This is a genomic window from Paenarthrobacter sp. AR 02, assembly GCF_021538675.1.
Classification (GTDB): domain Bacteria; phylum Actinomycetota; class Actinomycetes; order Actinomycetales; family Micrococcaceae; genus Arthrobacter.
This window is the reverse complement of the sequence record NZ_JAJUKH010000002.1, coordinates 655,957-678,691: the sequence shown is the minus strand read 5'-3', so window position 1 is coordinate 678,691 and position 22,735 is coordinate 655,957. Positions and strand designations below refer to the sequence as shown.

The 22,735-nt window shown below is 62.6% G+C and carries 22 protein-coding genes and 3 tRNA genes; 10 read left to right on the top strand and 15 right to left on the bottom strand.

What is annotated here, in order from left to right; translation table 11 throughout:
- Positions 1-5 precede the first annotated feature (5 nt).
- From LRQ04_RS09215 to LRQ04_RS09200, 4 genes are read left to right on the top strand one after another with little or no spacing between them, the layout of a single operon-like run.
- Complete coding sequence (locus LRQ04_RS09215) at positions 6-725, top strand: LytTR family DNA-binding domain-containing protein (RefSeq protein WP_235519686.1); 720 nt, start codon at positions 6-8, stop codon at positions 723-725.
- On the top strand, positions 722-1,084 hold the full coding sequence (locus LRQ04_RS09210; protein ID WP_235519684.1) for a hypothetical protein: 363 nt from the start codon (positions 722-724) through the stop codon (positions 1,082-1,084). Before LRQ04_RS09215 ends, LRQ04_RS09210 begins: the two co-directional genes overlap by 4 nt.
- Positions 1,081-2,547 carry a cation acetate symporter gene (locus LRQ04_RS09205; protein ID WP_235519682.1) on the top strand — a complete coding sequence of 489 codons (1,467 nt, stop codon included), beginning with the start codon at positions 1,081-1,083 and terminating at the stop codon, positions 2,545-2,547. The genes LRQ04_RS09210 and LRQ04_RS09205 overlap by 4 nt, the downstream gene beginning before the upstream one ends.
- Before the next feature lie 50 nt (positions 2,548-2,597).
- Positions 2,598-3,299 carry a hypothetical protein gene (locus tag LRQ04_RS09200; RefSeq protein ID WP_235519680.1) on the top strand — a complete coding sequence of 234 codons (702 nt, stop codon included), beginning with the start codon at positions 2,598-2,600 and terminating at the stop codon, positions 3,297-3,299.
- On the opposite strand, the gene LRQ04_RS09195 is transcribed toward LRQ04_RS09200, so the two are convergent.
- The 6 genes from LRQ04_RS09195 to rpsB form a co-directional block, all read right to left on the bottom strand.
- On the bottom strand, positions 3,296-3,880 hold the full coding sequence (locus LRQ04_RS09195) for a DivIVA domain-containing protein (protein ID WP_235519679.1): 585 nt from the start codon (positions 3,878-3,880) through the stop codon (positions 3,296-3,298). The two genes, LRQ04_RS09200 and LRQ04_RS09195, sit on opposite strands and share 4 nt — an antisense overlap.
- A gap of 21 nt (positions 3,881-3,901) precedes the next feature.
- Entirely contained in the window at positions 3,902-4,837 is a 936-nt protein-coding gene (locus tag LRQ04_RS09190) for a phosphatidate cytidylyltransferase (RefSeq protein ID WP_235519677.1), read from the bottom strand.
- The gene (gene frr / locus LRQ04_RS09185) at positions 4,837-5,394 is read right to left on the bottom strand and encodes a ribosome recycling factor (protein ID WP_090819256.1); all 558 of its coding nucleotides are present in this window, start codon (positions 5,392-5,394) and stop codon (positions 4,837-4,839) included. Before frr ends, LRQ04_RS09190 begins: the two co-directional genes overlap by 1 nt.
- Before the next feature lie 117 nt (positions 5,395-5,511).
- A complete protein-coding gene (pyrH, locus tag LRQ04_RS09180) occupies positions 5,512-6,249 on the bottom strand; it encodes a UMP kinase (protein ID WP_235519676.1) in 738 nt (245 codons plus the stop codon).
- Positions 6,250-6,370: 121 nt separating this feature from the next.
- A complete protein-coding gene (gene tsf / locus LRQ04_RS09175) occupies positions 6,371-7,207 on the bottom strand; it encodes a translation elongation factor Ts (protein WP_211711728.1) in 837 nt (278 codons plus the stop codon).
- Between the two features lie 121 nt (positions 7,208-7,328).
- Complete coding sequence (gene rpsB / locus LRQ04_RS09170) at positions 7,329-8,201, bottom strand: 30S ribosomal protein S2 (RefSeq protein WP_211711727.1); 873 nt, start codon at positions 8,199-8,201, stop codon at positions 7,329-7,331.
- A 408-nt stretch (positions 8,202-8,609) separates the two neighbouring features.
- Here rpsB and LRQ04_RS09165 point away from each other — a divergent pair, with 408 nt between their 5' ends.
- The gene (locus LRQ04_RS09165) at positions 8,610-9,137 is read left to right on the top strand and encodes a M23 family metallopeptidase (protein WP_235519672.1); all 528 of its coding nucleotides are present in this window, start codon (positions 8,610-8,612) and stop codon (positions 9,135-9,137) included.
- A gap of 24 nt (positions 9,138-9,161) precedes the next feature.
- Here LRQ04_RS09165 and LRQ04_RS09160 read toward each other — a convergent pair whose 3' ends face one another.
- From LRQ04_RS09160 to LRQ04_RS09135, 6 genes are all read right to left on the bottom strand, one after another.
- Positions 9,162-10,352, bottom strand: coding sequence for an acyl-CoA dehydrogenase family protein (locus LRQ04_RS09160; RefSeq protein WP_235519670.1), 1,191 nt, complete (start codon positions 10,350-10,352; stop codon positions 9,162-9,164).
- Between the two features lie 231 nt (positions 10,353-10,583).
- Positions 10,584-10,657 (bottom strand) — tRNA-Ile (locus LRQ04_RS09155).
- A gap of 85 nt (positions 10,658-10,742) precedes the next feature.
- On the bottom strand, positions 10,743-11,939 hold the full coding sequence (locus LRQ04_RS09150; protein WP_235519667.1) for a glycosyltransferase: 1,197 nt from the start codon (positions 11,937-11,939) through the stop codon (positions 10,743-10,745).
- A 108-nt stretch (positions 11,940-12,047) separates the two neighbouring features.
- Positions 12,048-12,953 (bottom strand): DMT family transporter, encoded by a 906-nt coding sequence (locus LRQ04_RS09145; protein WP_235519665.1) that lies wholly within the window; start codon positions 12,951-12,953, stop codon positions 12,048-12,050.
- Positions 12,953-13,576, bottom strand: coding sequence for a CDP-alcohol phosphatidyltransferase family protein (locus LRQ04_RS09140; RefSeq protein ID WP_235519663.1), 624 nt, complete (start codon positions 13,574-13,576; stop codon positions 12,953-12,955). Before LRQ04_RS09140 ends, LRQ04_RS09145 begins: the two co-directional genes overlap by 1 nt.
- A gap of 47 nt (positions 13,577-13,623) precedes the next feature.
- A complete protein-coding gene (locus tag LRQ04_RS09135; protein WP_235519662.1) occupies positions 13,624-14,472 on the bottom strand; it encodes a phage holin family protein in 849 nt (282 codons plus the stop codon).
- Between the two features lie 171 nt (positions 14,473-14,643).
- Here LRQ04_RS09135 and LRQ04_RS09130 point away from each other — a divergent pair, with 171 nt between their 5' ends.
- From LRQ04_RS09130 to LRQ04_RS09110, 5 genes are all read left to right on the top strand, one after another.
- Complete coding sequence (locus tag LRQ04_RS09130; protein WP_235519750.1) at positions 14,644-15,873, top strand: multidrug effflux MFS transporter; 1,230 nt, start codon at positions 14,644-14,646, stop codon at positions 15,871-15,873.
- Between the two features lie 59 nt (positions 15,874-15,932).
- Positions 15,933-16,112, top strand: coding sequence for a glycine zipper domain-containing protein (locus LRQ04_RS09125; RefSeq protein ID WP_235519660.1), 180 nt, complete (start codon positions 15,933-15,935; stop codon positions 16,110-16,112).
- Positions 16,113-16,224: 112 nt separating this feature from the next.
- A complete protein-coding gene (locus LRQ04_RS09120; protein ID WP_235519657.1) occupies positions 16,225-18,723 on the top strand; it encodes a bifunctional lysylphosphatidylglycerol flippase/synthetase MprF in 2,499 nt (832 codons plus the stop codon).
- 22 nt (positions 18,724-18,745) lie between these two features.
- Positions 18,746-20,029, top strand: a complete 1,284-nt coding sequence (locus tag LRQ04_RS09115; protein WP_235519655.1) for an esterase family protein — start codon at positions 18,746-18,748, stop codon at positions 20,027-20,029.
- 38 nt (positions 20,030-20,067) lie between these two features.
- A complete protein-coding gene (locus LRQ04_RS09110; protein WP_235519653.1) occupies positions 20,068-20,475 on the top strand; it encodes a hypothetical protein in 408 nt (135 codons plus the stop codon).
- A 49-nt stretch (positions 20,476-20,524) separates the two neighbouring features.
- On the opposite strand, the gene LRQ04_RS09105 is transcribed toward LRQ04_RS09110, so the two are convergent.
- From LRQ04_RS09105 to dnaG, 3 genes are all read right to left on the bottom strand, one after another.
- Positions 20,525-20,597 (bottom strand) — tRNA-Asn (locus LRQ04_RS09105).
- Positions 20,598-20,713: 116 nt separating this feature from the next.
- A tRNA-Asn gene (locus LRQ04_RS09100) sits at positions 20,714-20,786 on the bottom strand.
- A gap of 52 nt (positions 20,787-20,838) precedes the next feature.
- Positions 20,839-22,722 (bottom strand): DNA primase, encoded by a 1,884-nt coding sequence (dnaG, locus tag LRQ04_RS09095; protein WP_235519651.1) that lies wholly within the window; start codon positions 22,720-22,722, stop codon positions 20,839-20,841.
- Positions 22,723-22,735 lie beyond the last annotated feature (13 nt).

Here is a 22,735-nt window from a genome sequence, read left to right as displayed (position 1 = left end):
TAAGGATGATCAACGTGCTCGTCGCCGACGACGAACTGCCCGCCGTCGAAGAACTCGCCTTCCTCCTGGGACGGGATGAGCGGATTGGGGCCATCCACCGGGCATCATCGGGGGCCGAGGCCCTGAGGACTCTTGAAACGGAACTTGTAGACGCAGTTTTCCTCGACATCCATATGCCGGCCTTGTCGGGCCTGGACATCGCGCGGGCCATTTCGCGCACCAGCAACCCGCCCGCCGTCGTGTTCGTCACCGCGGACGAGGATTGTGCCCTTGAGGCTTTCGACTTGGCCGCGGTCGACTACCTGCTGAAGCCGCTGCGGGCCGAGAGGCTGACCCGATCCGTGGACCGGATCAGCGAGCTGATCAAGGACGGCACACCGGCGCCGGAAATGATCACGGTTGATCTTGGCAGCACCACACGCATGATCCGGCGTGACGACGTGACCTACGTCCAGGCCCAAGGCGACTACGCCCGGCTGCACACCAGCGAGGCAAGCTACCTCATCCGGGTGCCCTTGAGCGACCTGGAGCAGAAATGGGCGGAAGCCGGCTTCATCCGCATCCATCGTTCGTACCTCATCGCCCTCAGCCACGTACAGCACTTGAGGCTTTCGGCCACCGGCCCCAGTGTGGCTGTGTCCGGCGCGGAGCTGCCCATCAGCCGGCGCCACCTTCCCGCTGTCAGGGACAAACTGCACTCCACGCGTATCCGGCCGCAAGGATGACCAGGGTCCGCGTCACGGCGCCGCGGCAGTCCGCTCCCCTGGCCCCGGGCCGGGTGACGAGTCCCCGTGAAATAGCGGAGGACTCCGACTCCGGCCGCCTGTTTGTCCGCTCGCTGATCCGCTCGCAGCTGCGCCTCGCGTTGGTGGTGGCCTGTGGGTTCCTGGTCATCCTGGCCGTGTTCGCATTGATCCTCGTGTACGGTCCGGGCGTGGCTGAAACCCGGATTGCGGGAGTTCCCCTGGATTGGCTGGCCCTCGGAGTGGGCGTCTACCCGGTGATTGGGCTCAGCGCCTGGCTCTATAACCGCGCCGCGGCCCGGAACGAGGCCCGCTACCGGGACCTTGTGGAGGACAAGTGAACCCTGTTGTCAGCCTCGTCGCGTTCCTCGCCGTTTCCATCACGACGGCGGTCATCGGCTTCTACGGTTTACGCATCTCCCGGACGACAGGCGACTTCTACGTCGCCTCGCGCACCGTCCCACCATGGTGGAACGCGTCGGCGATCGGGGGCGAGTATCTCTCCGCGGCAAGCTTTTTGGGAGTTGCCGGACTGATCCTGCTCTCAGGCACCGACGCACTCTGGTTCCCTGTGGGGTACACGGCCGGCTATCTGATGCTTTTGCTCTTCGTGGCCGCTCCCCTACGGCGCTCCGGCGCTTACACCATCCCGGACTTCACCCAAGCCCGGCTGGACTCGGCGCTGGTCCGACGCGTGACGAGCCTGGTGGTGGTAGCCGTCGGGTGGTTGTACATCGTCCCGCAACTTCACGGGGCCGCCCTCACCATCAGGATCACCACGGGCCTGCCGTCGTGGGTTGGTTCGACGGCGGTGGTTGTGGTGGTGTGCCTGACGGTGGTGGCAGGCGGGATGCGCTCCATCACCTTTGTCCAGGCGTTCCAGTATTGGCTGAAGCTGACGGCCCTGGCCGTGCCGGTCGTGTTCGTCCTCTTGGTGCTGGCCGGTAATGGGTCGGCTCCACAAGCACCCCTCACAGTCAACCCGACCAGCCAGGCTGCCGCAGGCGCCTACCAACACATCTCCCTGCTGGTAGCCCTGCTCTTCGGGACCCTCGGGTTGCCGCACGTGCTGGTCAGGTTCTATACCAACCCGGACGGCCAGTCAGCGCGGCGGACCACGTTGATCGTGCTGGGACTACTCTCCGTTTTCTACCTGTTCCCTACGCTTTCCGGCGCACTCGGGCGAATGTACGCGCCCGAGCTCGCACAGTCCGGCCAAGCTGACGCCCTGGTCCTGCTGCTCCCAGGCAGGCTGATCGGTGGAACGGCTGGTGATGTCCTCTCGGCCCTGGTCGTCGCAGGAGCCTTCGCCGCCTTCCTGTCCACGACGTCGGGCCTGGTGGTTTCCTTGTCCGGCGTCATCAGCCAGGACCTCTTCGGTGGAAGCGTCAAAGGGTTCCGGCTCGCGGCAGTACTGGCCGCCGTCGTGCCTTTGGGTTTTGCCTTCATGACCGACAGCCTTGCCCTGGCCGGAAGCGTTGGCCTGGTGTTTGCCTTCACGGCCTCCACCATTTGTCCGGTGCTGTTGTTGGGAATCTGGTGGCGTGGCTTGACCGATGCGGGGGCTATCGCGGGCATGCTGACAGGCGCGTTGCTCTGCGGGGGCGCCATGGTGGCCGGCACGGTGATGGGCGGTGGAAGCGCTCCGGCCTGGCTGGCCCAGCCGGCGGCATGGACCGTCCCGGCGGCCTTCGCCGTGACAGTGGCTGTGTCCGTCATGACCAAGGGCCGTGTTCCGTCCTCGGTGGACCGCATCATGTCACGGCTGCACGTGCCCGAACGCCCTGTCGTGACTGAGCGGTAAGGCAGCACCACCCTGTTGTTCGAGGATCGTTCAAGGTGGACAATGACGCCATGTCCGAGGAACCACGGCCGGTCAGCTACGATCCGCCGGCTACAGCGACCGAGTTTCCGCCCGCTGTCCGGGCGCAGTTGTTGGCCACCGAGCATTGGAGCCTGCTCGCTTCCAGGAGCACCACCCAAGGCGAGGTCCTCACCCGCATCAGTATGTTCCTCACCTTTACCTCAGCCAGCCTGCTCAGCGTGGCGCTGGTGGGTAACGCCACCCAGTTTTCGGATGCGTTCAGGGCCTTTGCGCTGACCATACTCAGCATCGACGTAGTGGTTGGACTGCTCACACACGTGCGCGTGATGAGCGTGGGCATGGAAGACCTGATGTACGTCATCGCCATGAACAGGCTCCGCGCCGCGTACGTGGACCTCGACCCAGGGGTGGCGCCCTACCTCATGGCCAGCTTTCACGACGACGAAGAAGGGGCCAAGCGGACCTACTACTTCTTCGGTGGCCGCCGCGACTTCAGCCAAGTGGCCGGGAGCAGCATGGTGTTCATGGGGACGGTCAACTCCGCCCTCATCGCACTGCTGCTGGGGTCCGCGATGCTGGTCGGCGGATTACCGGTGGCCCTGTCCGTTGGCATTGCAGTACTAGCCGCCCTGGCCTTCTTCGTGACCTCACTGGCCAGGGGACATCGCAGGTACCTTGAGGTCTGGAAAAACAACCCGCCGGTCTCGCGATCTCCCGAAAAAAGGGCCTAGTCGATCGCAGCCATGAGTTCCACGACACGCGCCAGGAACGCGTCCACCTGCGCTTCTTCATAACCTTCGTCGCCCTTGGCTGCACGGAAGACAGCCCGGCGGACAGTGTCCACGCTGAGCGTCTGGTCGTGCTCCAGGTAACCAATGAGTTCAGCGCACAGGGCGTCGACGTCCTGGACGTTGTAGCTGCGGGCACGCTTCTTGGACGGGCGACGGAACCTTTCGCCGTCGGGCCGGTGCAGTCTGCCCCGGAGGATGCCGGAGAGCTTGCCGATCTGGCGGAGCCAGGCCTCCTCACCCTGCTGGTTAATGAGGTCGTCACGCTCGCGGCGGGCGAAAGCGTCCTCCAGGCGATCCAGGGCAGCGTCGACGCTGTGTGCGTCGTACCCACCCTTGACGGGATCGAACGCCACATTACGGACGTCACCACTGGCTATCTGGTCCGCGGCGCCTACGGGACTCTCGAACGACTTCCTGGCCCGTTGGAGGAACTCATCCACCTGCTTGGCGTTGTAGCCGAACTTGCTGCGCTCAACACGTTCGAACGTTGCGGGAATCTGGCGTCGAATATCCACTGACACTACTTTTCCTTCATTGGTTTTTCAGACGCCGCTCAGCAGCGCGAACAAAACATAGGCTACAGGGGCCGCGAACACGATGGAGTCCAAACGGTCCATGACGCCGCCGTGGCCGGGCAGGATGCTGCTCATATCCTTGACGCCAAGCTCGCGCTTGACCATGGACTCGGCGAGGTCTCCGGCAGTGGCTGCGGCCACCATGCCAAGAGCAAGGATGAGCCCCACCCACCACGGCCTGTCAAGGATGAAGATGCAGGCCAGGACACCGATCACCATGGCCCCGCCAACCGATCCGGCAAAACCCTCCCAGGACTTCTTGGGGCTGATTTTCGGCGCCATGGGGTGCTTCCCGAAGGACGCCCCGACGATGTAACCGAACGTGTCGTTGGAAACGACCAACAACAACATCGAGGCGATCTGCCACGCGCCGTCCGGGATGCCGTTGGGCCAGAAACCCACCGGAGTTGCCCCGCCTGTTGCGTGCAACGGCAGCGCAGCAAAGCTGATCAGAAACGGAATCCAGGCGAGGGTGAAAACTCCAGCGAACACGCTGCGCGGTGCCCCCGCTGCGCTTTCGATGGAACGCCACAGCAGGACGGCCACGGAGCTCGCCGTCATGGTGAACAGCAGCCCTTCAAGGCCACCGAAATAAGCAGAGACCGGCATCACCAGGCTGCCGACCATCACTGGGATGATCGGCATCCGGGTGCCCTGTGCTTCGAGTGCCCGGAAAACTTCCCAGACACCCAGGACCGCAAACGCCGTGGTCAGGAGGACGAATCCGAGCGGAAGGAACAGCAGGCCGCCCAGAACGGCCAACAGCATGGCAAGCCCGACGCCGATGGCCGCCGGAAGGTTTCGCCCTGCCTTCGGAGTGGGGTTCGCCCGCACACGCCTGGCGCGTTTGGGAGTGTCGCGTGTCGGGACCCGCTCAGCGGGCGCCGGCTCTGCCTGGTTCATCAGACCTCGAGCAGCTCGGCTTCCTTGCGCTTGAGCAGTTCGTCAATGCTGTCGACGTGCTGCTTGGTCAGGGCGTCGAGCTCCTTCTCAGCGCGGGCACCCTCGTCTTCACCGGCTTCGCCATCCTTGACGAGCTTGTCCAGGCTGTCCTTCGCCTTGCGGCGGATGCTGCGGATGGAGACCTTGGCGTCCTCACCCTTGCCCTTGACGATCTTCACGTACTCCTTGCGGCGCTCCTTGGTGAGCTCCGGGATGGTCACACGGATGACATTGCCGTCGTTGGAGGGGTTGGCGCCCACCTCGGAGTCGCTCAGTGCCTTTTCGATGTCACGCAGTGCGGTCTTGTCGTAGGGCGTGATGAGGATGGTGCGGGCGTCGGGTACACCGAAGGAAGCCAACTGCTGGAGCGGAGTGGGTGTGCCGTAGTACTCGACGATCACCTTGTTGTACAGACCGGGGTTGGCCCGGCCGGTGCGGATCGTGGCGAAATCGTCCTTGGCTACCTCAACCGCCTTGTCCATCTTCTCGCCGGCTTCGAGCAAGGTCTCTTCGATCACGGGTTTCTCCTCAGAAAGTAGTTGCTGCCCAACGTCAGGCGGCAATGCACGGTAAAGAAATGCATAGTAAAGATCCGCCACGTGGGGCGGACGGTCCTAGAAATATCCTAGCCCTTGCTACGGAGTAACCAGGGTTCCCAGCGTTTCGCCGAGGATGGCCCGGGTAACGTTGCCTTCGCCTTCCATGCCGAAGACCACCATGGAGAGCTGGTTGTCCTTGCACATGGTCATGGCCGTCTGGTCCATGACCCGGATGTCGCGGCGCAGGGCATCGTCATAGCTGAGCACGTCGAGCTTCTCTGCTGAGGGGTCCTTCTTGGGATCTGCGGTGTAGACGCCGTCCACGCCGCTCTTGGCCATGAGGACCACATCAGCGTGAACCTCGAGGGCACGCTGGGCAGCGACAGTGTCGGTGGAGAAATACGGCAGGCCTGCTCCGGCACCGAAGATGACCACACGGCCCTTTTCCATGTGTCGGATGGCCCGGCGCGGGATGTAGGCCTCCGCTACCTGGCCCATGGTTATGGCGCTCTGGACGCGGGTCTCCACGCCGGCCTGTTCCAGGAAGTCCTGGAGGGCGAGGCAGTTCATGACCGTGCCCAGCATGCCCATGTAGTCGGCGCGGGAACGGTCCATGCCGCTCTGTGACAGTTCGGCGCCCCGGAAGAAGTTGCCACCGCCCACGACGATCGCAACTTCGACGTCGGATACGGCTGCCGCGATCTGCTTGGCGATAGCCCGGACGGTTTCAGGATCGACGCCGAGCTTGCCTCCGCCGATGACCTCGCCGGAAAGCTTCAGAAGTACACGTCGGCGGGTCTTCTCGGGCTGGATTGCAGTGTTGACGGTTTCCATGGTGCCTTCCCGTTGGTGGACTCTGGCTAGATTATCGTGCTGTGGGTCCGCGCAGGTACTACCCGGACGGGTGCATGAAAAAGGGGCGGCCACCGAAGTGACCACCCCTTTTCATGAATTACTAGTTTCCTACGCGGAAACGGGTTACTGCGGTTGCCTTGACGCCGGCTTCTTCGAGGACCTGTGCAACAGTCTTCTTGGAATCCTTGGCGAATGCCTGGTCAACCAGAACTTCACCCTTGTAGAAGCCCGTCACGCGGCCTTCCACGATCTTCGAAAGAGCAGCTTCGGGCTTGCCTTCAGCCTTTGCGGTCTCTTCGGCGATACGACGCTCGGACTCGACCAGTTCGGCCGGGACGTCTTCGCGGGTCAGGTAGTTCGGAGCCATGGCTGCAACGTGGACAGCGATGTCGTGTGCTGCGGTTGCAGCGGCTTCGCCTTCACCGTCAACAGCGAACAGGACGCCGACCTGGGCCGGGAGGTCCTTGGAGGTCTTGTGCAGGTAGGCGTCAACCGTGGTTCCCTCAACGCGGGAGATGCGGCGGACAACAACCTTTTCGCCGAGGACAGCGCCCTCTTCGACGACAACCTCGGACAACGGCTTGCCGTCGACCTCGGTGGCCAGCAGGGTTTCGAGGTCGGCTGCGCCGGACTCGACTGCAACGTTGAGGACCTTGTCGGCCAGCTGGATGAACTTGTCAGACTTGGCAACGAAGTCGGTCTCGCAGTTGACCTCGATCATTACGCCAACGCCACCGTTGACCTTGGCAGCAACCAGGCCTTCAGCGGTGGAGCGGCCTTCGCGCTTGGTAGCGCCCTTGAGGCCCTTGATGCGGATGATCTCGATGGCCTTTTCGGCGTCACCGTTGGCTTCGTCAAGAGCCTTCTTGACGTCCATCATGCCGGCGCCGGTGCGCTCGCGCAGGGCCTTGATGTCAGCAGCAGTGTAGTTCGCCATGTGAACCCCTCTGTCTAGAAATTTGTGTGTTTACGGACTGACAGGACGGCAGCCCACCGCGTGAGCTGCCATCCTGTCAGTTGCCCCCGAGGCTGTTTCCAACATCAGGGAAGGTCCAGATTTACTTGGCTGCTTCGGCTTCGCCGTCTGCAGCTTCAGTTGCTGCGGGAGCCTCGGCTGCCGGAGCTTCTTCAGCGGGAGCCTCTGCTGCTGCGGCTTCTTCGGCCTTGCTGCCTTCGAGGAGCTCGCGCTCCCACTCGGCCAGCGGCTCTTCCGGAGCTTCGGTGGTACCGGTTGCGCGCTGGTTACGGGCGATGAGGCCCTCAGCTACGGCATCGGCAACAACGCGGGTGAGCAGGTTGACGGAGCGGATGGCGTCGTCGTTACCCGGGATCGGGAAGTCGACTTCGTCGGGATCGCAGTTGGTGTCCAGGATGGCAACAACGGGGATGTTCAGCTTCTTGGCTTCGTCAACAGCAAGGTGTTCCTTCTTGGTGTCAACAACCCACAGGACCGAGGGAGCCTTGGTTAGGTTGCGGATACCGCCGAGGTTGGACTCGAGCTTGGTGAGTTCACGCTTGAGGAGCAGGAGCTCCTTCTTGGTGTAGGCCGAGCCTGCGACGTCGTCGAAGTTGATCTCTTCGAGTTCCTTCATGCGCTGGATACGCTTGGCGACGGTCTGGAAGTTGGTGAGCATACCGCCCAACCAACGCTGGTTGACGTACGGCTGGCCAACACGGGTAGCCTGCTCGGCAATTGCTTCCTGAGCCTGCTTCTTGGTGCCGACGAACAGGACGGTGCCGCCGTGGGCGACAGTAGCCTTGACGAACTCGTAGGCGCGGTCGATGTAGGACAGCGACTGCTGGAGGTCAATGATGTAGATGCCGTTGCGCTCCGTGAAGATGAAGCGCTTCATCTTCGGGTTCCAACGACGGGTCTGGTGTCCAAAGTGGACGCCGCTGTCAAGCAGCTGGCGCATGGTTACGACGGGCATGCCGACGCTCCTTCCGGCAGGTCATTCATGAGAGAGCCCATGGGGCTGCTCTTACCCTGCCAATAGTTGACGGTTGTTTAGCCTGTGGCCCGGACGGGCCTGGCTCCTGGCATCCATTGCACTTCTCATCCGACTCAAGCCGAGAGGCTTCAGCGGACCGCAAGAGGCACAATCCTCCACAGACTAAAGCCGAACGGCTTCGCTGGTGGTGGGCTGGATACGCGTAGTCAGCCTGGGACCCCCACATATCTGAATGAGACATGCTCCTGAACAAGCTTGAGGGCACAGCAAACTGCTCCACCAAGTGTACTACAGGGACCCCGCAACTTTGACCGCCGATCACATCGGTTGTCCACATAGGCCACCCCGGGGATCGACCAGCCCACGTCGCCACGGAAGGCTTGATCCATGACCCTTTTGAAGCTCACACTGTCCTTAAAGCTCACACTGTCCGCAATCCTGGCCATCGCCCTTTCGGGCGGAACCAGCGCCGCCGCACCCACGGTCGCCGCCCCCACGGTCAAGGGACAGTGGAGCTGGCCGCTCTCCCCCAAACCGTCCGTCCTGCGGACGTTCGACCCGCCGGACAAACCATGGATGAGCGGGCACCGTGGCGTGGATTTGGGCCCAGCGCCCGACGGCGGCAACGTCACCGCGCCGGAGGACGGCGTGGTGACCTTTGCCGGCACAGTGGTCGACAGGCCTGTCCTGACGATCGATCACGGGGACGGATTGCGCAGCAGCTTCGAGCCCATGGCCAGCGGGTTGAAGCCTGGCGATGCTGTCCGCAGGGGCCAGCCCCTTGGCACCCTGGAGCCCGGCCACTGCGGCGCCGTCACCTGCCTGCACTGGGGCGTGCGGCGCGGCGAGGATTACGTCAATCCACTGGACTTCGTGCAGGACATGCGGCCATCAATCCTGCTGCCGCTGGAATGAGCCCCCACCGCCTCTTTGAGTTGCTTAGACGATGGCCGAGACGCCGGTAATTGCCCTGCCGGTCACCAGGGTGTTGATTTCGTGGGTTCCTTCATAGGAGTAGATGGCCTCGGCGTCAGAGAAGATCTTGGCCATGCCGTAGTCAGTGACGATGCCATTGCCGCCCAGGATGCTCCGCCCCAAAGCAACGCTTTCGCGCATGCGGGCGGTGGCGAAGGCCTTGGCCAAAGCGGATTGTTCGTCCTTGGCCACCCCGGCGTCCTCAAGCTGCGCCAGGCGAACCATCATGCCCATGGAGGCCACGGTGTTGCCGAGAATTTGGACCAGTTGATTCTGCACCAGCTGGAACGCAGCCAACGGGCGGCCGAACTGCTGGCGCTCCACGGCGTAGCTGCGCGCGACATCGAATGCTGCCATCTGGAGTCCCACTGCCTGCCAGGCGACAGCCAGGCGGGTGACTTTCAGGACCTTGTTGGTGTCCCGGAAGCTGTTTCCGTTGGCCAGCTTGAAGAAATCCGGAACCACTACGTTGTCCAGGGTGATATCCGCATTCTGCACGGTGCGGAGGGAGATTTTGTTCTCGATCTTGCTGGCTGAGTAGCCGGGCAGGGTGGTGTCCACCAGGAAAGCCTTGACCTGGTTGTCGGCCACATCCTTGGCGTAGATGACCACCCAATCAGAGAACGTGGCGTTGCCAATCCAGCGCTTGGCACCGTTGAGGATCCAGTGATCGCCGTCGCGCCGGGCGGTGGTGCGGGTTCCACCGGCCACATCCGAACCACCCAGGGGCTCAGTCAGGCCGAAGGCACCAATCTTCTTCAGGGAATAGATATCCGGCAGCCAAGCGTCCTTCTGCTCCTGCGAGGCCAGCGCCTCAATGGACCCTGTGAAGAGCCCGTCGTGGACACCCATGAACGTGGCAATGGAGGCGTCCGCACGTGTCACCTCCGCATGGAGCATACCGGCAAACAGGTTGGAGTAGCCCTGGCGTCGAACCGGGCTCACCAAGTCGAGCTCACCAAGCTTCGGAATCAGGTCCATGGGGAATTCACCGCGGTTCCAGCAGTCAACCGCGATGGGCTTTACCTCGCGGGCCAGGAAATCGCGGACCTCAGCGAGACGGTCCTGCTCCTTGCCGGTCAGCATCTGCTCAAAGGCGTAGAAGTCACCATCGGCGTACGGAAGGGTGGTGGCGTCGAATGCAGCGTTGGACATGTGCGCTCCTTCAAGGTGGTCACTTGCGACCACGTCTGGATTCCGGCGAGGCCGTGGGCTCCAGAGCTAGGCTGGGCGGCCATGTTACCGGCGGGTAATAAGTTACTGAGCAGTAACTTACCTCACGGACTTGGATATCTCAACGGCCGCCAGTCACGCCCACGCCAAGGAGGGCGTTAAAAGGCCGTGGCCCACAATCCAGGATTGTGGGCCACGGCTTCAGTGCAAATGTAGGGCTACTCGGACTTGAACCGAGGACCTTAGGATTATGAGTCCCGCGCTCTAACCAGCTGAGCTATAGCCCCGTGGAACCCGAACGCGGCCGCCAATAAACGACCGCTCCGGGCAAAGCACTCCAGCAATTCTAATAGGTGCCAGGGTGTGCTTTGGTCACACCACCATGTCCTCGTACGAAGCACCCCGGTAGAGGTCCTCGAACGTCTGGAGGGTGCCATTGAGGCTGTGGGGCTCCACCATCTCGCGGCTGAGCTTGCCCATCGCCTTCAGTTGGTCTTCAGGCAGTTGCAGGAGCTTGGTGATTTTGGCTGCGAGCTCGCCACTGTCGTGGGGCGTAAAGAGGTAGCCGTTTTCGCCGTCGCGGACCAGGTGCGGCAGTGCCATGGCGTTGGCCAGGAGCACTGGCGTGGAGGCGGACATGGCCTCGAGCGTAACGAGCGATTGGAGTTCGGCTGTCCCGGGCATGCAGAAGATGTCGGCCTTGATGTAGGCCTCGCGCAGGTCCTCGTCGCTGGCAAGCCCAAGGAATTTCACCCTGTCCCCCAGCCCAAGCCTGGCCACTTGCGCTTCGAGCGCCGGGCGCACCTCGCCGCCGCCAACGATCTCCAGGTGCACATCGAGCTCGCGGGGCGTCTTTGCTACGGCGTCAATCAGTACATCAACGTGCTTTTCCTCGGCCAGGCGCCCTGCGAAGAGGACCGTGGGGTAGCTGTTCCGTTCAATCGATTCGCCAGGCTGGAGTTCGTAGGCGGTCGAGTCGATGCCGTTGGACAGGGGCAGGACCTTGCGGAGGAAGGCGTGCTGGTGCATGGCCTTGGCGGCAAGCGGCGTGGGCGTGGTGACGACGTCGGCCTGCCCCATGACCTTGCCCATGTCCTTCCAGGAGATTCGCCCCACAATATCCTTGAACCACTGCGGAAAGGGCAGGAACGGGTTCAGGTTTTCGGGCATGAAGTGGTTGGTCGCTACGATGCGGATGCCACGTTTCACGGCCTCATACAGGACGTGCTCGCCGATCATGTAGTGGCTTTGGATGTGGACCACGTCCGGCTGCACCTTATCGAACAGCAGGCTGATTTCCTTCTTGATTTCCCACGGGAAGCAGATGCGGAAGTACTCGTGGGTGAAGACGCCGTGGGAGCGAAGCCGGTGCACCGTTGCCTCATCACGGAACTCCGTGAAGCTCTTGCCCTTGTCCTGCCGGCAGGCCAGCACGTGTACGTTGTGTCCTCGTGCCGTCATTCCCTTGGCCAGGCGGTAGCCGAATTGGGCGGCGCCGTTGACGTGCGGCGGATAGGTGTCTGCCGCGATCAAGATCGTAAGGGGTTTGCTGGTGTCGGGAATGGTCACGTGGAGAACTCCTGATGGTCACGGTGCGGACAGCGTTGCTTGTGGCAATGCTGCGGTGTCGCCGGGTTGCCGCCCGCAAAAGCGGTGGCGCAAGGGTAAGACGTTGCCCTAAGCCTTCCGGTTGCCCGCCGCCTTCGCGTCCTTCTTGCGTTTGGTGACTTCCGGATGGTGCCTGCTCAGGGCAATAACCCCAACGATAGCAAGCGTTGCCGCTGCAGCCATGGCTATCGCCATTACGGCGTGCACGTCGGGACGAAGCTCACCAAGGATCACAATGCCAATGGCGATGCCCACCATGGGGTCAATTACAGTCAGCCCTGCGATCACCAGGTCCGGCGGTCCTCCGGAGTATGCGCTTTGGACGAACCATGAGCCCAGGCCACCGGCCGCAGCGATAGCGATCAGCGTGTACCACTGGACGTTGAGCAGGAAGAGTCCGTTCGGATCCAGCAGGTGCTTGCCGATGATGCGGGTCAGCACGGCCACGAACCCGAAAAGCACACCGGCGCCCAGGATGTAGACAAAGGCGTTCATACGGTGCTTGAACAACACGGCGAGCGTTCCGAAGATGCCCACCGCCAATGCAAGCAGCAGGACGATCGTGAGCTCGTCCTCGGAGTTCACGTGATGGTTTTCCTGGGTGACGTTAACCGCGAGCAACACGAAGAGCGCGGAACCGGTGACGCATGCGCTGATGGCAACCACGGTGGCACGGTTGATGGTGAGGCCCTGGTCTTTGGCGTTGACCACCGTGGTGATGACCAGCGCGATGGCACCGATCGGCTGGACCACCGTCAGCGGCGCGGATACCAGCGCTATCGCATTCATCACCATACCCAGGGCAAGGAACAGCAGGCCCAACATCCAGCGTGGGTTGCGCAGGAGCCTCAGGAAGCCGTTGGAACTGAGGGCCAGGCCGCCAGTATCGGCCTTGACCGCGCTGCCCTGCCTCTGGGCACCAATGGCCAGGAAGAATGCGCCGAGTACCGCCAGGAAAACGGCAAGCCACACCATCAGCCGTGTCCGCCGTCGTTGGTTTTCAGTTCTTTACCCTTACGCAAGATGGCCCAAAAGTAGTTGTAAGCAGCAATCCAGTGACCTGCCAGTCCGAGGCCCAGGAACGTCCACGCCCCCACGAGGTAGACCTCCGTGTACGGGACAGGCAGCTTGGACAGGACCAGCAGCGGCGTTCCAACCAACAACAGTGCCGTTCGGATCTTCCCGATGATGCTGACTGGCAGGTCGGGGTGGCTGCGGAAATAGATCAGCGACACAGTAGCCAATATCGCGTCGGGAATCAGCAACGCCGCGAGGTACCACCACTGCACGACGCCCGCGATTACCAAAGTCAAAGCGACGGCCAGGAGCGCGGCCCGGTCCGCCATGGGATCGAGGATCCTGCCCAGCTTTGACGTTTGGTCGAAGCGCCGGGCAATGTAGCCGTCCACCCAGTCCGTGCTGCCCATGATCACCAGCACGAGGACAGCGAAGCCGTATTCCTGTTCGGAGAGGACAAGCCACACGAACAGGGGCACACCCATGAAACGCAGGACAGTGACGATGTTGGGGACGGTGACGATGGAATCGTGGTCGACTTGGGGTCGATCCGGGTGCGAGCCAGCACCGATCAATTTCATCCTGTCCCCCTTTCCTCATGTCCAGTGTTCAGCGCTGCCGGCTGCTGCTATTTCTGCCGCAACTTCCGCAGTGCAACGACGAACACCACGGCGGCCGCGGCGAACGCTGCGAGGTCCTTCCAGCGTGCGGCGAACCGTTCGCCCAGGCTCTCCGGTATTGAGGCGTTGATGTCCGCGAACTTGGCAGCAGCGAATTCCCTGCCCTCCTGGAATTTGCCGTTGGCGCTTTCCAGCAAGGCCTGGGCCTGCTTTTTGACGTCCAACTGCTCGCCCAGCTCGTCGCGTACACCCGTCAGGTGCTGACGGCGCTTGTTGAGGCGGGAACGAAGTTCGGCCTCCGTGGGAGCCTTGACGGCGTCGGCTTCCTTGGCAGCTTCCTTGGCCGCCTTTTCTGCCTTGGCCTTCTGCGCGGCGGCTTCCTTCTCGGCCTTGGCAGCCTTTGCTGCCGGGGAGTTCGGGTCCAGGATGGACTCGTCGAAATCCGAGCCTTCCTTGGCGATACCGAGATCATGCTTGATGCCGCGGATGGTGTCTTCAGGCACCAACGGCATGGCCTTCTTAAACTTGGCGATGCCGATCAAGGATGCAATGGCAATGACCACCAGGAAGAACGCAGCGACGATCAGGGCGGCGAGCCAACCGGGCATGATGGTGGCCAGGCCCAGAATCGCAGCGACCACCAGCGCGATCACCAACAGGGCCAGGAAAACCAGCGCCACACCAAAGAAGGCACCTGCGACGCCGACCTGCGTGGCCTTGCGCTTGAGTTCCACCTTGGCCAGGGCAATTTCGTCATTTATTTGCCGTGGGGCCAACCGCGCAACGAGCTTGAGGGTCTTCGGCAAAGTACGAATGGCTGGTCCTTGACTGGTCCGGCCGGTGTGACGTCCACTCATGGGTTCCGCCTAACTGCTTCCTCTGGGCATCGTGAGGGCGAACGCGGCCGGATAAGGATCGCCGCGCGCACCTGTCCACAAAACTATCATTCAGGTTCCTGCTCAACTTTCGGAGCGCGATACGGCGCGCCTGAGATAGGCCCAATAAATATGATCTTGGCCATAGGATTGATGATCGTGACCCCTCCAACAGCTCCGGGCGATTCTCTGAGCCGACGCGAAAAACTCGTCTACATTCTCCTGCTGGGTGCCCTGACCGCCTTGGGCCCTTTCACGATCGATCTCTATCTCCCGGCTTTCCCCGCCCTCGAAAAGAGCTTTGACGTCTCAGCAGCTGCCATCCAGCTCACCCTGACCGGAACCACTGTGGGTTTTGGCCTTGGCCAGTTGGTGGTGGGCCCTTTCAGCGACAAGGTGGGACGCCGCCTGCCGCTGATCCTGGCAACGGCCGTCCATATTGGTTCATCCCTGGGTGCCGCCTTGTCGACGGACATCGGGATGCTGTCACTGTTCCGCGTCCTGATGGGAATAGGTGCCGCCGGCGGCGGCGTCGTGGCCATGGCCATGGTCCGCGACCTTTTCCACGGCTATTCAATGGTGAAGATGTTTTCGCGGATGTCCCTGGTCAACGGATTGGCCCCCATCCTCGCGCCCGTTATCGGCTCCCAGCTGCTGTTGGCATTTCCGTGGCCGGGGATTTTCTACTTCCTCGCGTGTTACGGCCTCCTGGTGATCCTGGCATCGATCTTCTTCATCCGTGAGACGCTCCCGGCAGAGCAGCGGGGTAAGTCCAGCACCACCGTGTTCCAGCGCTACAAATCGGTCCTGGGCGACAGGATCTTCGTGGGCATGGTGATGGTGGGAAGCCTGAACTTCGGTGGCCTCTTCGCGTATCTGTCGGCCTCCACTTTCCTGTTCCAGAATGTCTACGGCTTTTCCCCGCAGGAGTACGGCCTGCTGTTCGGCATCAACTCCTTGGGCATCGTTGCAGGTGTCCAGATCAGCTCGCGCCTCATTCGACGGGTGGCTCCGCAGTGGATTGTGGCCGGAGCAACCCTCTTCATGGTGTTGATGGCCGGTGTGATCATCGTCCTTGATCTGTCCCACGTTGGCCTGTGGGGCATCCTGATACCGCTGTGGTTCTATATCTGCGCAACTGGTTTCATGTTCCCCTGCGTCCAGGTGCTGTCCTTGGCCAACCACGGCGCCCGGGCCGGAACGGCAGCTTCGCTCCTGGGGGCCTCGCAGTTCATGATGGCGGGAATTGTCCCACCCATCGTCGGCTGGCTCGGTGTGGGCTCCGCTGTGCCCATGGGATCGGTGATGGCGGTGTGCCTCAGCTTATCCACTGCCGCCCTATGGCTTGTGGTCCGTCCCCGCACGGTCCCCTCCATTCACTAACAACAAGCCATCCACTAACAACGAGCCCTCCACTGGCAATGAGACCGTAGGCTGTGAGCATGACCAAGAAACCGCACCGTAACGGCCGTGGCCTTTTCCTCGGCGCGATGCTTGGCGCAGTCGCTGGTGCGCTCCTCGGGCGCGCCGCCGGTAGCCCGCTGTTCGGCGCGATCCTCGGGGCAGTCATCGGCGCTGCCGTGCTGTACCGCGTCAATCCGGGCCCGTGGAAGCGTGACTAGACCCGATAACCACCGGCCCCGACACCCCTCCCTCTCCCCCTGCGCCTTCCCGCAAGGCAGAATGGTGGCGAACCGGGCTTAACCGGTGCCTGACCGGTGAAGGGGACACTACATGAGCACGGCTGGGGCATTCAGGGGTAGCCTTCGCGGCGTGACCGCTGTGCGCAGGTTGCCACTGACGTTGGCTCTCGCAGCCTTGCCCTGGCTCGTGGGTATCGCTACTGGGAGCCTGCTCAACGGGCCCAGCGTTGACCTCCTGAAGCAGGTGGGTCTCGGATTGGCCGTGGAGCCCGGTCCCTGGTGGTCCGTGTTTACGTCCGGGTTCTTTGCCTCATCCCTGCTTGATTACGTTGCCTGCACAGCCGCGATCCTGCTGGGCGTAGGAATCGCCGAGCGCGTCATGGGACCGTGGCTCGCCCTTGCAGCGTTCGTTGCGGGTTCGGCCCTCAGCGCTTTGGTGCTGGTGGGGCTGGTGACCTTCGGTACCGACTCCAGCGACCAGTGGCTGAGCTTCCTCGGCGGTGAATACGCGGTGGGCGCCTATGGCGGGGCTGCCGCTGCCTTGGGATGTTCGACGGCGCCCCTGGGCTCCCTGTGGCGTCGGCGGCTCCGGACGTGGTTGCTGGCCGCCACGCTGATGTTCGTGCTTTTTGTTGGCGTCGCCCAGACCCTCCAGGCCCTTGCGGGTGCCGTGATTGGCATTCTGGCCGGCTGGGCCATCCAGTCCCTGGCGCGCCGCCGGAGGGAGGGATCGTTTCATTCGTCCAGCCTTCGGGAAACCCGGTTCCTGGTCGGCACTGTGGTGGGGGTCTTCGCCGTCGGGCCTTTACTGACGCAACTGACCGGTACCTGGGAGGTCGGGCCGCTCTCAGTGGTCGCAGAAGTCATGCTTCAGGCAAGCCCGGACGCAGACGAAGTCCAGGAAGCCTGCGGGAACGATCCCAACTGTGTGACCCTCCAGGGAATCGTGGGGGTCCGAAGCTTCGGCGCAGCCATCCTGACCCTGATCCCGGTCCTGCTTCTGCTGGTCTGCGCTGAAGGGCTCAGGCGTGGCCGTCGGCTCGCCTACCGGCTGACGTTGGTCATCCAGGCATACCTGGCCGCTGTCACCGTCCTGTCGATTCTTCAATACGTGACCGATCCCGATGTCACCCTGGGCGATGAGGACTTCGGTTACCTGCTGCTGTACGCCGTACCGGCGGTTCTGGCCCCGGTCATCATCCTGACGCTGCTCGTGGGAAACCGGCACAAGTTCCGGGTGGAGTCCAGCGATGCCGGATACCGCACCCTGGGGCGGACCTCGCTGGCCCTGGCGGTCGCCGCCGTCGTGCTGTACGTCGTTTTTTGGTTCCTGGAGGGCAACCCTGGCCGTTCCACCCTGCTGGACCTGGCCGGGCAACTGACCCATATCCTGGTTCCGTTTCCCGTGCCCTTCGTTGTTGACTTGCCCCAGGGACTGCTGAGCACCGTGCTCTACGGCTTGGGCGGAGTCATCATTTGGTTGTGCATCCTGGTGCTGGTCCTGAACAACTTCCGGCGGTTCCGGGACATAGCCACTGATCCTGCCGCGGATCTGGGCCATGCCCGTGAGCTGTTGCATGCCGGTGGCGGGACCCTGTCGTGGATGACCCTGTGGGACAACAACCAGTACTGGTTCACTCCGGATCGGCGCGCAGGAGTGGCCTACCAGGTCCATAACGGGGTCGCCCTGACGGTAGCAGGTCCGATCGGAGCCCCGGAACATCATGTGGAGGCAGCCGCGGGATTCCTGGGCCATTGCTCCAGGCTGGGGCTGATCCCCTGCTTCTACTCGGCAACGGATGAACTGGACGCAGCGCTTTTGCCGCAGGGCTTCAAAAAACTGGACGTGGCGGAGGAGACGCTGCTCAACGTGCAGGCCATGACCTTCAAAGGCAAAGAGTGGCAAAACGTCCGCACGGCACTGAACCGCGCGGACAAGCTGTCCATTAAGGATTATTGGTACCACTACCGGGACATGCCTCCCGGGATCAGGGCACAACTGGCAGAGATCTCCGAGGAATGGGTTGCCGACAAAGCCCTCCCCGAGATGGGCTTTACCCTTGGCGGCCTGAACGAACTCAAGGATCCGGAAGTCCTCTGCTGCGTAGCCGTGGACGACGACGGACTGGTCCATGGAGTGACCAGCTGGCTGCCGGTGTTCAGCAACGGTTCCATCTCCGGGTGGACCCTGGACTTCATGCGGCGCCGCACCACGGGGTTCAAGGGCGTCATGGAGTTCCTCATCGCCTCTGCAGTTACCCATTTCAAGGAGAACGTCCCCAGCATTTCGCTGTCCGGGTCGCCCCTCGCCAACAGCGGCGCGGGCACGGACGACGGCGACCACAGCGCGCTGGACCGGGTCCTTGCGCTGCTGGGAAATGCACTGGAACCCATGTACGGCTTCAAGTCGTTGGCCGCTTTCAAGTCCAGGTTCCAGCCCCACCACCGGACTTTGTATATGTACTACCCGGACACGCTGGCTCTGCCGGCCATCGGCATCGCCGTCGGCTCGGCTTACCTCCCGGGACTTTCCCCCACCCAAAGCGCGGGTCTTCTCCGCCAAATGGTGGCAAGGGAGCCAGTAGCATGACGTTGAGGCAGGCAGCACGAACATGAATACCATCCTGAAGATCGAAATCAGCGGTCCTGTTGTGATGACAACGGCTGCGCTGATCGGCTTTGCCTTTTTCCTGGTACTTTTCCTCAAGCCATCGGCCCGGTGGGCGCTAACTGCGGTGCTCGCTGTCGCCGTCGCCGTCCTGGTGGGCTGGTTGACGGTCTGGATCGTGGAGGACGTCATGGATGTCTTCCACGTTGGACTCACGCCACGGGTATGGTTCTGGGCTCTGGCTTGCTTCGGCGGGCTGGGCCTGGCCGCCGTGAACTTCCGTCATAGCCGGCCCTGGCGCAAGGCGGTGGCAGCTGTATCCATCCCCGTGTTCGCCTTGGTGGCGGCGCTGGGCATCAATACCGAGTTCGGCCTGAACAAAACGTTGGGCTCGGCGCTGGGTATTTCCACCGAAGGCGCTATCCACCTGAGCAAACCCGACCCGGACGCCTCCAATCCGGCCGGTCCCCTGTGGCAAAACTGGAAACCACCGGCAGACATGCCCGCCCAGGGCAAAGTCGGCACCGAGGTCATCCCCGCCACGGCGTCGGGATTCAACGCACGTCCGGCGGGGATCTACCTGCCTCCTGCAGCTTTGACAAAGAATCCGCCCAAGCTGCCCCTGTTTGTCCTGATGATGGGTCAACCGGGGCTCCCTGATCCGCAATACGTCGCTGCGGCCTTGGACGAGTTCGCTGCACAGAACAACGGCCTGGCTCCGATCGCCATCGTTGCGGACCAAATCGGCCCGGATCAGGATGACACGCTCTGCCTGGATACCGCCAAGTACGGGAACGTCCAGAAGTACATCAACGAGGATGTCGTCAATTGGGCCAAGGCCAACCTGAACATCCTTACCGACCGCGACCATTGGACCATTGCCGGGTACTCCAACGGAGGCCAGTGCGCCATCTCCTTCGCGCTCAAGTACCCCGGCATCTGGGGCAACGTCGTGGACATTTCAGGCGAAGAGTTTCCCGGGGCCGAGGACCCTGCCGGCAACCTGGCTGAGATCTTCGGCGGCAACCAGGCCGACTATGAGGCACAGAAGCCCATCAACATCATGAACGGCAAGAAATTTCCGGATACGACAGCGGTCTTCACGGCCGGCTCCGATGACCTGAACTATGTGGCGGCGGCCAAGGCCGTCTCCGCTGCGGCCCAGGCTTCCGGGATGTCTGTCACCTACTACGAGGTGCCTAATGGCGGACACGTGGGAATGGCCCTGAACGAGGGCCTCGCCAAGGGCTTCGAAGTCCTCTATCCCCGACTCGGGCTGTCCCGTTAGCCCTTTTCCGGGCACCTCCCGGACGATAAAATTGAGATGTGCCACATTGGCAAGAACTGCAGCCGCTTCCGGCACCATGGCAGCGGCGGGATGACCGCATCCTGCCCCTGTGGTGGGATCGCCTGTGTTCAGTGACCAGTCCGCAGTCGGCAGCCCTTTACGCTGCGGGACTCTTCACGGACGATCGCCGGAGACCCATTGCCCAGTGGTACAACCCGGTAACCGACGCCGCGTTGCTCGTTGCTCCTGAAACCTCGCCTGAGTGGCCTGTCCAAAGGTTCGGCATCTTCTATGCGCCTTCTGGAGGGGGCTTCACCCGCGTCTATTCCGCTCCCCACGAATGGCATCCCCGCGAACCCAGGACCCCGCCCACCGAGCAGGAATCTTTTGTGGCGGCCGTGGCGGAAGCTGCGCGCTTCCTGCAAGTGGAAATGGATTTCGTCTGAAAAAAAGGCGGACCCCGCACCAGCTATAAGCCGGCACGGGGTCCTGATGCTCCTCCGACTGGACTTGAACCAGTAACCCTTCGATTAACAGTCGAATGCTCTGCCAATTGAGCTACGGAGGAATGAAGCGCCTATGACTTTAGCAAAGGTTTTACCCAATGCGAAATCGGCGCAAGATACCCACCCGGGGTATAAAAAATACCCCCGTTCCGGCCGACCGGAACGAGGGTATTGCGCGCTCCTCCGACTGGACTTGAACCAGTAACCCTTCGATTAACAGTCGAATGCTCTGCCAATTGAGCTACGGAGGAATGAAGCGGTTACTAGCTTAACAGGGCCTCGCTGGAAAACGAAATCGAGCCCTCAGCCGTCCGCCCGGAGCGCCCTGCGCTCCATCTCCAGCTGCATCAGCTCCCGGTTCAGGCGCTGGAACTCCTCGGGGTTGGACGCGGCATCGAGCCGTTGGAGCTGCCCCATCTTGTCCGCTTTGATCCGGGTGATCTGGAGTTCAAAGAGCCGGGCCAGGATGTCCCGGCAATACCGCTGCATGGCCTCCGGAGTGCTGGCCGGCAACGGTGTTACTGCCAGTTCCGAGACCAGCGACCGCAGCGGCTCGGGAACTTCCTGGCGGATCTGCTCCACCCACGCCACAGGATCCCCTGCGTGCGCCAGGCCTGTGGCCCTGATGGCCGCATGGACCGCCCCGTAGGCAGGGGTGGAGAAGTGCGAAGCCTCGAAACGTTCCCAGGCTCCGCCGCCCAGTACGGCGGGATCCTGGAGGACGACCTCCAAGGCCTGGCGCTCCATGCCGGCAACGGGGTCCCGCGGGTCGGGACGCTGGAAAACAGGACCGGACGACGGCGGGGCTGCCGCCGTCGTCGGTTGTTCGTTGCCGCCTGGCGCGCCACTGACAGGTCCACCGCGCTTGATGGCGGCACCAACGTACCGGCTGACCTCCTCGATGGGCATTCCGAGCCAGCCCGCAAGTTCGCGGGTGTAGCCGGGCCTCGTGGCGGAGTCGCGGATCTGCGCGACCACCGGAGCAGCCTCCCGCAGTGCTGCCACGCGGCCCTCGACGGTGTCGAGGTTGTGCCGGCGCAAGGATGCCTTGATGGCGAATTCGAAGAGTGGCTTGCGGCTAAGGATCAAATCCCTGACAGCGGCGTCGCCCTTGAGCTGGCGCAGGTCGCAGGGGTCGGCGCCGCTGGGCTCAACCGCCACGTACGTCTGGGCCTGGAACCGCTGGTCCTCTTCGAAGGCCCGCAGCGCCGCTTTCTGTCCGGCCGCGTCGCCGTCGAAAGTGAAGACCACTTCCCCGCCGGTCCCGTCGTCGGAAATCAGGCGACGTGCGATCTTGATGTGCTCGGTACCGAAAGCAGTACCGCAGGTGGCCACCGCCGTCGCTACTCCTGACAGGTGGCAGGCCATGACGTCTGTGTAGCCTTCCACCACCACCAGTTGCCGTTCCTTGGCGACATTCTTCTTGGCGATGTCGATGCCGTACAGGACCTGGGATTTCTTGTAGAGCGCGGTTTCGGGTGTGTTCAGGTACTTGGGGCCCTGGTCGTCTTCGTAGAGCTTGCGCGCACCAAAGCCGATGGTGTCCCCCGCGATATCGCGGATTGGCCAGATCAGCCGCCCGCGGAAGCGGTCATAAATACCGCGGTTACCCTCGGAAAACATGCCGGTAAGTTTCAGCTCCGCATCGGTGAAGCCCCGGCCACGCAAATGTTTCAGCAGCGCGTCCCAACCCTGAGGGGCGTACCCGACGCCAAAGTGCTCAGCAGCGGCACGGTCGAAGCCGCGGCCGTCCAGGAAGTTGCGGCCCTCGGCCGCCCCGGGCGTCAACAGTTGGGCACGGAAGAACTCGTCAGCGATCTTGTGGGCGTCCAGCAACCGTTGCCGCTTGCCGACTTCCTCGCGGCTGGGCCCTGTTCCGCCGTCTTCGTAGCGAAGCTCGTACCCGATCCTGGCAGCGAGTTTCTCAACAGCTTCATGGAACGAGCTGTGGTCCATCTTCTGGATGAAGGAAATGGCGTCGCCGTCCTCGCCGCAGCCGAAGCAGTGGTACCGGCCCACTTGCGGTCGGACTGTGAAGGAGGGCGAACGTTCATCGTGGAAGGGGCACAGTCCCTTGAAACTGCCCAGCCCGGCGCCCTTCAAGGTGACGTAACCGTCAACGACTTCCTTGATATCCGTGCGCTGGCGTACTTCGTCGATATCTTCACGTTTGATCAGGCCAGCCACGTCACCATCCTAG

Coding starts and splice junctions, on each gene's coding strand:
- LRQ04_RS09160 (WP_235519670.1), bottom strand. CDS start 10,352: ATGTCCAACGCTGCATTCGACGCCACCACCCTTCCGTACGCCGATGGT.
- LRQ04_RS09145 (WP_235519665.1), bottom strand. CDS start 12,953: ATGGTGTGGCTTGCCGTTTTCCTGGCGGTACTCGGCGCATTCTTCCTG.
- LRQ04_RS09210 (WP_235519684.1), top strand. CDS start 722: ATGACCAGGGTCCGCGTCACGGCGCCGCGGCAGTCCGCTCCCCTGGCC.
- rpsB (WP_211711727.1), bottom strand. CDS start 8,201: ATGCCCGTCGTAACCATGCGCCAGCTGCTTGACAGCGGCGTCCACTTT.
- LRQ04_RS09120 (WP_235519657.1), top strand. CDS start 16,225: ATGAGCACGGCTGGGGCATTCAGGGGTAGCCTTCGCGGCGTGACCGCT.
- pyrH (WP_235519676.1), bottom strand. CDS start 6,249: ATGGAAACCGTCAACACTGCAATCCAGCCCGAGAAGACCCGCCGACGT.
- LRQ04_RS09190 (WP_235519677.1), bottom strand. CDS start 4,837: ATGAACCAGGCAGAGCCGGCGCCCGCTGAGCGGGTCCCGACACGCGAC.
- LRQ04_RS09135 (WP_235519662.1), bottom strand. CDS start 14,472: ATGAGTGGACGTCACACCGGCCGGACCAGTCAAGGACCAGCCATTCGT.
- LRQ04_RS09165 (WP_235519672.1), top strand. CDS start 8,610: ATGACCCTTTTGAAGCTCACACTGTCCTTAAAGCTCACACTGTCCGCA.
- LRQ04_RS09130 (WP_235519750.1), top strand. CDS start 14,644: ATGATCGTGACCCCTCCAACAGCTCCGGGCGATTCTCTGAGCCGACGC.
- LRQ04_RS09140 (WP_235519663.1), bottom strand. CDS start 13,576: ATGAAATTGATCGGTGCTGGCTCGCACCCGGATCGACCCCAAGTCGAC.
- LRQ04_RS09200 (WP_235519680.1), top strand. CDS start 2,598: ATGTCCGAGGAACCACGGCCGGTCAGCTACGATCCGCCGGCTACAGCG.
- LRQ04_RS09125 (WP_235519660.1), top strand. CDS start 15,933: ATGACCAAGAAACCGCACCGTAACGGCCGTGGCCTTTTCCTCGGCGCG.
- LRQ04_RS09115 (WP_235519655.1), top strand. CDS start 18,746: ATGAATACCATCCTGAAGATCGAAATCAGCGGTCCTGTTGTGATGACA.
- tsf (WP_211711728.1), bottom strand. CDS start 7,207: ATGGCGAACTACACTGCTGCTGACATCAAGGCCCTGCGCGAGCGCACC.
- LRQ04_RS09215 (WP_235519686.1), top strand. CDS start 6: ATGATCAACGTGCTCGTCGCCGACGACGAACTGCCCGCCGTCGAAGAA.